The organism is Staphylococcus coagulans, from assembly GCF_002901995.1.
Taxonomy (GTDB): domain Bacteria; phylum Bacillota; class Bacilli; order Staphylococcales; family Staphylococcaceae; genus Staphylococcus; species Staphylococcus coagulans.
This window is the reverse complement of the sequence record NZ_PPQN01000130.1, coordinates 1,465-1,883: the sequence shown is the minus strand read 5'-3', so window position 1 is coordinate 1,883 and position 419 is coordinate 1,465. Positions and strand designations below refer to the sequence as shown.

1 protein-coding gene is annotated in these 419 nt (G+C 34.1%); it reads left to right on the top strand.

Annotation, left to right across the window (positions count from 1 at the left end; all coding sequences use genetic code 11):
* A partial coding sequence (locus CD118_RS11735) for a transposase (protein WP_142380885.1) occupies positions 1–408 on the top strand: 408 nt, incomplete at its 5' end.
* Positions 409–419: the final 11 nt, after the last annotated feature.

Genomic DNA, 419 nt, shown 5'->3' with positions numbered 1-419 from the left:
AAGTCTTGGCAGAGTCAATACAGTTTAGTTCAGTATTTATTGGGCCTTGATGAGAGGCTCAAAGAGACATATGAAACAGGGCATCGTCTTTTAAGTGCTCTGAAAGCAAACGATATCCAGCAATTACAGTTCATCTTACAGGATTCAAAGACAAAAGATATTTCACAAGGCCTCAAGCGCGTCATTCAAACATTCATCAAATACTTGCCCTATATCTCAAATACGATGCGTTACCCACATTTAACGAATGGGCCAATTGAGGGAATTAATAATAAAATAAAACTAATTAAACGGGTTTCTTATGGTTATAGAAATTTCTGGAATTTTAGGAATCGAATCTTAATCATTTCCAAGGTATTTGTAAGTGAATATAAAAAACGCATTAAACAACAAAATAACGTTACTTAATGCGTTATCGT